The organism is Amycolatopsis sp. NPDC058986 (genome assembly GCF_042741125.1).
Lineage (GTDB): Bacteria > Actinomycetota > Actinomycetes > Mycobacteriales > Pseudonocardiaceae > Amycolatopsis.
In genome coordinates this window covers 102,704-108,703 of sequence record NZ_JBHYJW010000030.1, presented here as the reverse complement: position 1 = coordinate 108,703, position 6,000 = coordinate 102,704, and the positions used below count along the sequence as shown (strand labels likewise).

Below are 6,000 nucleotides of genomic sequence, written 5' to 3'. Positions count from 1 at the left end.
GTCTCGTGGGCTGGGATTGGTGTATAAGCGACGGGCCCACCTTCACAGCGCTCAGCGCTGTGAAGGAGGCCTTCACGGCTTTGTCGGTAGCCTGGGTGGATGAAGAGGTGGGGAATCGGTGCGGCGCTCGCCGCGGCCGCGGTACTGCTGGCCGGTTGCGACCAGGTGAACTCGGCGGCCGATCAGGTCAATTCCGCCGCCGATTCGGCGGGCCGGACCGCGGACAAGGTCAAGGCGTGCGGTGAGGCGCTCGGGCTCGCGGACCTCAACCCGGATCCGGCGAAGCTCAAGGAACGGGCGCTGGACAAGGAACGCCGCCTGCGTGAGCTGGCGGGCAATGTGCAGCAGCAGGACGTCAAGAACGCGCTGACCGGGATGGCCGACTCCTATCTCCAGGTGCAGAAGGAGCACATCGAGGACGCCGGGGTCATCGCCACGTGGACGAAACGCAACCTCGAACGCCTCGACGCGCTCCGCAAGGTCTGCGCCTGAGCGGACGTCAAGCGGACGTCGCCATCGCGGGGACGCGATCGGCGGCGCGTTTCCGGTGCCACAGCAGGCCGATCGACGCGATCATCAGCGCGCCGATGCCCGAGGCGGCGAAGCCCCAGGCGGGGCTGGAGTGGTCGATCGCGAAGCCGACGACGGGGCTGCCGATGGCGAGGCCGAGCCGGGTCGACGCGTCCTGCAGGCCCATCGCCTCGCCGCGCACGCGGGCCGGGGCCAGCCTGCCCATGGTCTCGGTGGTGGCCGCGAGCGTCGGCGCGCACAGGACGTTCGTCGGGATGAGCACGAGCGCGAGCAGCCACCACGGCTGATCGGCGAGCCCGACCGGGATCACCAGGACGGCGAGCAGGAACATGAGCGCGGCCTGCGGCAGCGACCGCTTCACCGCGCCATGGATGACGCCGCCGACCAGCGACGCCACGCACATGACCACGATCACCAGGCCGGTCCACGAGGTCTCGCCGGTGGCCCGCAACGCCGCCAGCGTGGCGACTTCGGTGCCGACGAGGCAGAACAACGCGCCCGCGGCGACGAACAGGGTGCCGACCATCTGCCCGGAAAGCCATTCGCGCAGCGGTGGCCGCGCGCCCGTCAGCTCCGGCACCTGCTCGTCCTCGTTGCGGATCGGCGGGTTGGTGATCCACAGCAGGAGCGCGGTCGCGCCGAAGAGGACACCGATGCCGCTGAGCGTCAGCGTCGCCGGCAATTTGGTGATCGCCGCGATGCCCGCAGCGGGGCCGATCATGAACGAGGCCTCGACCAGGATCGTGTCCAGTGAGTACGCCGAACGCCGTTGCGTCATCGGCACCAGCGCCGTGAGTACCTGCCTGGCCAGTGAGCCCGCGGGCACCGCGAGCAGGCCGGCCGGGAACGCGACCAGCACCAGCGCCGCGAACGAAAGGTGCGGTGCGGCGATCCAGAACGCCGTCGAGCTGACTCCGCACACCGCGACGACCGGGCGCAGCCCGAACCGGTCGATGAGCCTGCCGATCAACGGGGCGCCGAGCGCGGAGCCCAGCGTCGTCGCCGCGCCGACGAGCCCGGCGGCGCCGTACCCGCGGCCGAGCACGCTCACCACGTACATCGTCAGGGTGACGCCCATCATCGTCATCGGCAGCCGCGCGAAGAACATCAACACCATCGAGGACGGGACTCGGGGGATGGCCAGAACCTGGCGATAGGGCTTCAGCGGCACGCAATCGATGAGAACTCAAGATGGTACGACCGTGCAAATTCTTTATGCTCGTGTGGCGAGGATCATGGCCGCGGACACGCCCGGCAGGCGCGACACGCCTCGCTGACCTGCGAAATCACCCGACCTGGCGGCTTTTCTTGACTCATTCCAGAAAGCGCGGCAAGCTGGCGAGCGTCATGCCTCATCAGGAAAGCCCCGTACGGCGGCAGCTCCGATCGGCCGGTCTGCGGATCACCGCGCCGAGGGTCGCCGTGCTCGAATGGCTCGCCGGACATCCGCACGCGACGGCCGACCAGGTCGCCGCGGGGGTGCGCGACGTGCTGGGTTCGGTTTCCACGCAGGCCGTCTACGACGTGCTCGGCGCGTGTGCCGGTGCCCACCTGGTGCGGCGGATCGAACCGGCGGGACATCCGGCCCGGTTCGAAACGAGAACCGGGGACAACCACCACCACGTCGTGTGCCGCGGTTGCGGGCGCACGGAGGACGTCGACTGCGTGCACGGCTCGGCGCCCTGTCTGGAGCCCGCCGCCACGGGCGGCTTCCGGATCGACGAGGCGGAGGTCGTCTTCTGGGGACTCTGCCCGGACTGCATTCCATCCCACCCGAAGTAGGAGGTATCCCCGTGACGAAGCCGACCACCAACAACGTCGGCATCCCGGTCGCGAGCGACAACGACTCGCTGACGCTGGGCGCCAACGGCCCGATCCTGTTGCAGGACCACTACCTCATCGAGAAGAACGCGCAGTTCAACCGCGAGCGTGTGCCGGAGCGAGTGGTGCACGCCAAGGGCGGTGGCGCGTTCGGCTTTCTCGAGGTGACCGAGGACGTCAGTCAGTACACCAAGGCCGCGCTGTTCCAGCCGGGTGTCCGCACCGAGAGTCTCGTGCGTTTTTCGACGGTGGCAGGCGAGAACGGCTCGCCCGACACCTGGCGCGACCCGCGCGGTTTCGCGGTGAAGTTCTACACCACCGAGGGCAACTACGACATCGTCGGCAACAACACCCCGGTGTTCTTCATTCGCGACCCGATCAAGTTCCCGGACTTCATCCACTCGCAGAAGCGCCGCGCCGACAACCACCTGCGCGACCACAACATCCAGTGGGACTTCTGGACGTTGCGTCCCGAGTCGGCGCATCAGGTCACCTGGCTGATGGGCGACCGCGGCATCCCGTCCAGCTGGCGTGAGATGAACGGCTACTCCTCGCACACCTATCTGTGGGAGAACGCCGGCGGCGAGAAGTTCTGGGTGAAGTACCACTTCAAGACCGACCAGGGCATCGGTTACCTGTCCCAGGCCGACGCCGACCGCCTCGCGGGCGAGGACGCCGACCACCACATCCGTGACCTGTTCAAGAACATCGAGCAGGGCAACCACCCGAGCTGGACCCTGTACGTCCAGGTCATGCCCTACGCGGACGCGGCGGACTACCGGTTCAACCCGTTCGACCTGACCAAGGTGTGGCCGCACAGCGACTACCCGCTGATCAAGGTCGGCCGCTGGGTGCTCGACCGCAATCCGTCGAACTACTTCGCCGAGATCGAGCAGGCCTCCTTCGAGCCGTCGAACCTGGTTCCGGGCATCGGCCCGTCCCCGGACAAGATGTTGCAGGGCAGGCTGTTCGCCTACGCGGACGCGCACCGCTACCGCATCGGCACCAACTACACCCAGCTGCCGGTCAACGCGCCGAAGGCGCCGGTGAACAGCTACTCGCGCGACGGCGCGATGCGCTACAACAACCCGGGCGACCCGGTTTACGCGCCGAACTCCTTCGGCGGTCCGCACGCCGACGCCGCGCTGGCGTCGGAGACGGCGTCGAGCTACGGCGTCGAGGACGAGGTGATCCGTTCCGCTTACAAGCCGCACGCGGAGGACGACGACTTCGGCCAGGCGGGCACCCTGGTGCGTCAGGTGATGGACGACGCGCAGCGCGAGCGGCTGGCGAACAACATCATCGGACACGCTTCGAACGAGGTTTCCGCACCGGTTCTCGAACGCGTTTTCGAATACTGGCGCAACGTGGACAAGAACCTCGGTGACAAGGTCGCCGCGGCTTTCGGCAAGTAATACGCGAAGACAATTCCACATTGTTGCTCCCACCACGGGGTGAGCGGCCCGGCGCGCTGAAGTGTGCCGGGCCGCTGCCGTTTGGGGGCACCTACATGGTGGGCGGGGTGAGGGTGGGGGACGCCCCCATCCGGAGCAGTGGCGACACGCGGTCCGACGGAGTGATGAAGATAAACGATCACGCAATAGACCGATGTGGGTTACCCTCGCGTCCTATCGTGGCCGATGGTCACGCACAGTCAGATTCCTGATCGGTCATGATGATCATCAGGGTTAAGGGCAAGCTCACGACGTTAATCAATTGCGGGAAATTTCGCGGCTATTGGATTCGGCACGTAAGGGTTAGAAATGGGCTCTAACCGGTGATCGGGTGGTGGATCTCCGATACGGCGGGTATCGATTTACCCGTCAGGTCTCCCGAGGCCAGGAGGTACGAATGAAAGGCAAGTTCGTCCGATCCATCGCGGTGCTCGCAGCGGGCACCATGCTGGCGGTCGGTACGGCCCACATGGCCGCCGCGGCGCCCGTGGGCGGGCACGGCACATCGAGCACTCAGGCGGTGGCCGCCCGGGTTCTGCAGCTGCGTGACGACCTGACCAAGGTGGCCTACGCGGGCGATGTCAACGCCACGAAGAGCAGGCTCGACGAGCTCAATCCGGTGCTCTCCGAGCTCGCGACCGGAAAGCGCTACCAGATCCAGGCGGAGGCGCAGGACACCGCGGGCAAGGCGGAGCAGTACGGCACCGAGACCAAACGGCTGCTCAACGACCCCAAGGCGACTCCGCGTCAGCTGCCGCCGGTACCGGCGATCCCGCCCATCAAGATCCCGGATCTGCCCGGGCCGTTGAAGATCGTCAGCGACCTGCTGAACGCCCTGCTCAACCTGGTCACCGGCCTGCTCGCCAGCCTGGTGGGCGGCGGCCTCCCGGTGCCGCCGCTCCCGGTGCCGCCGGTGCCCAAGCCGTAACGGCAACCCTCGAACGGGGGCTGGAATCCGGTGTGGATATTCCTCCGCACCGGATTCCGGCATTTCCGGGTTCGGTCGTGGTGCGGGATGTGCGCGGCCGGGATTGCGACAAGGGCGTCCCTGGGTGCGTTGGGTGCACCGGGGGCGTCCCTCGGTTCACCTGCTGAGGCCGGTGCGCAGCGCGCCCGCCATTTCGGCGACCGCCTCGGTGAACCGCGAGCCGACGCCGGTGAAGTTGAGGAAGCCGTGAATGAGGTCCGGCTGCCGGCTCAACGCGACGGACACCCCGGCCTCCCGCATCTTCTGCGCGTACGTCTCGCCCTCGTCGCGCAGCGGATCGAAGCCCGCGGTCACGACGTAAGCGGGTGGCAGTCCGGAGAGATCCTTCGCGTGCAACGGCGAAAGCCGTGGATCGGTCAGGTCCGTGCCCCGGGGGACGTAATGCCCCTCGAACCAGTTCATGTGCGCGTCGGTGAGGAAGAAGCCGTCGGCGAACAGCTCCCGCGAGCGGTAGCGCTTCGTGAAGTCCGTGGCAGGGTAGATCAGCAGCTGGAACACCGGGGCGGGCCCGCCCTTCGCGACCGTCTGCTGGGCTGTGACGGCCGCGAGGTTGCCGCCCGCGCTGTCCCCGCCGACCGCGATGCGGTCCGGGTCGGCGCCGAGGTCGCTCGCCTTGGCGTGGGCGTACTCGAACGCGGCGACCGCGTCCTCGGCCGCCGCGGGGAACGGATGCTCGGGAGCCAGCCGGTATTCGATCGACAGGACGCGGACGCCGGCGTGTTTCGCGAGGTAGCGGGCGGCGTTGTCGTGCGACGCGCGGTTGCCGATCACCCAGCCGCCGCCGTGGAAGAAGACCAGCAGACCGGACGGCTCGGGCAGTCCGGCCGGTGTGTAGAGCGTGGCGGGGAGGTCCCCGTCCGGCGTCGGGATCTGGACTTCCCGCGTCGCGACGGGCTCGATCGGCCTGCCGCTCACCAGGTACCTGCCCAGTTCGAGCAGCGCGCGCGATTGCCCGACCGAGCCGTGGACCAGCTCGGCGCCGGTCAGCTTCTGCAGCCGGAGCAGCAACTGGGCGTCCAGCGCGAGCTCCTGGCCGTCTCGCCGGATGGGACGCCCGGCGAGCACGCGCCTGACCGGCCGTGGCAGCCAGTACAGCAGCTGAGCGGACGCGGCTTGGGCACGGACCAGGAGCGGGATCGCCATTGTTCCTCCTCGGACGCCGTCGAACGATCCCTGACGTTACTGCCCAGTAGGTAGCAGGTCCAG

The 6,000-nt window shown here is 68.0% G+C and carries 6 protein-coding genes; 4 read left to right on the top strand and 2 right to left on the bottom strand.

Annotation, left to right across the window (positions count from 1 at the left end; all coding sequences use genetic code 11):
- Positions 1-99: 99 nt before the first annotated feature.
- Positions 100-492: a hypothetical protein gene (locus ACFW0G_RS25570; protein ID WP_378327911.1), complete on the top strand. Its 393-nt coding sequence runs from the start codon at positions 100-102 to the stop codon at positions 490-492.
- Positions 493-499: 7 nt separating this feature from the next.
- Here the strand turns inward: ACFW0G_RS25570 and ACFW0G_RS25565 are convergent, their stop codons facing one another.
- On the bottom strand, positions 500-1,648 hold the full coding sequence (locus ACFW0G_RS25565; RefSeq protein ID WP_378327915.1) for an MFS transporter: 1,149 nt from the start codon (positions 1,646-1,648) through the stop codon (positions 500-502).
- 230 nt (positions 1,649-1,878) lie between these two features.
- Here ACFW0G_RS25565 and ACFW0G_RS25560 point away from each other — a divergent pair, with 230 nt between their 5' ends.
- The 3 genes from ACFW0G_RS25560 to ACFW0G_RS25550 all read left to right on the top strand — a co-directional run bounded on the left by ACFW0G_RS25560 (position 1,879) and on the right by ACFW0G_RS25550 (position 4,734).
- Entirely contained in the window at positions 1,879-2,313 is a 435-nt protein-coding gene (locus tag ACFW0G_RS25560; protein ID WP_378327910.1) for a Fur family transcriptional regulator, read from the top strand.
- An 11-nt stretch (positions 2,314-2,324) separates the two neighbouring features.
- Positions 2,325-3,767, top strand: a complete 1,443-nt coding sequence (locus tag ACFW0G_RS25555; protein WP_378327909.1) for a catalase — start codon at positions 2,325-2,327, stop codon at positions 3,765-3,767.
- 436 nt (positions 3,768-4,203) lie between these two features.
- Positions 4,204-4,734 (top strand): hypothetical protein, encoded by a 531-nt coding sequence (locus ACFW0G_RS25550; RefSeq protein ID WP_378327908.1) that lies wholly within the window; start codon positions 4,204-4,206, stop codon positions 4,732-4,734.
- Between the two features lie 156 nt (positions 4,735-4,890).
- Here ACFW0G_RS25550 and ACFW0G_RS25545 read toward each other — a convergent pair whose 3' ends face one another.
- A complete protein-coding gene (locus ACFW0G_RS25545) occupies positions 4,891-5,937 on the bottom strand; it encodes an alpha/beta hydrolase (protein WP_378327907.1) in 1,047 nt (348 codons plus the stop codon).
- Positions 5,938-6,000: the final 63 nt, after the last annotated feature.

Coding starts and splice junctions, on each gene's coding strand:
- ACFW0G_RS25570 (WP_378327911.1), top strand. CDS start 100: ATGAAGAGGTGGGGAATCGGTGCGGCGCTCGCCGCGGCCGCGGTACTG.
- ACFW0G_RS25565 (WP_378327915.1), bottom strand. CDS start 1,648: ATGGTGTTGATGTTCTTCGCGCGGCTGCCGATGACGATGATGGGCGTC.
- ACFW0G_RS25545 (WP_378327907.1), bottom strand. CDS start 5,937: ATGGCGATCCCGCTCCTGGTCCGTGCCCAAGCCGCGTCCGCTCAGCTG.
- ACFW0G_RS25550 (WP_378327908.1), top strand. CDS start 4,204: ATGAAAGGCAAGTTCGTCCGATCCATCGCGGTGCTCGCAGCGGGCACC.
- ACFW0G_RS25560 (WP_378327910.1), top strand. CDS start 1,879: ATGCCTCATCAGGAAAGCCCCGTACGGCGGCAGCTCCGATCGGCCGGT.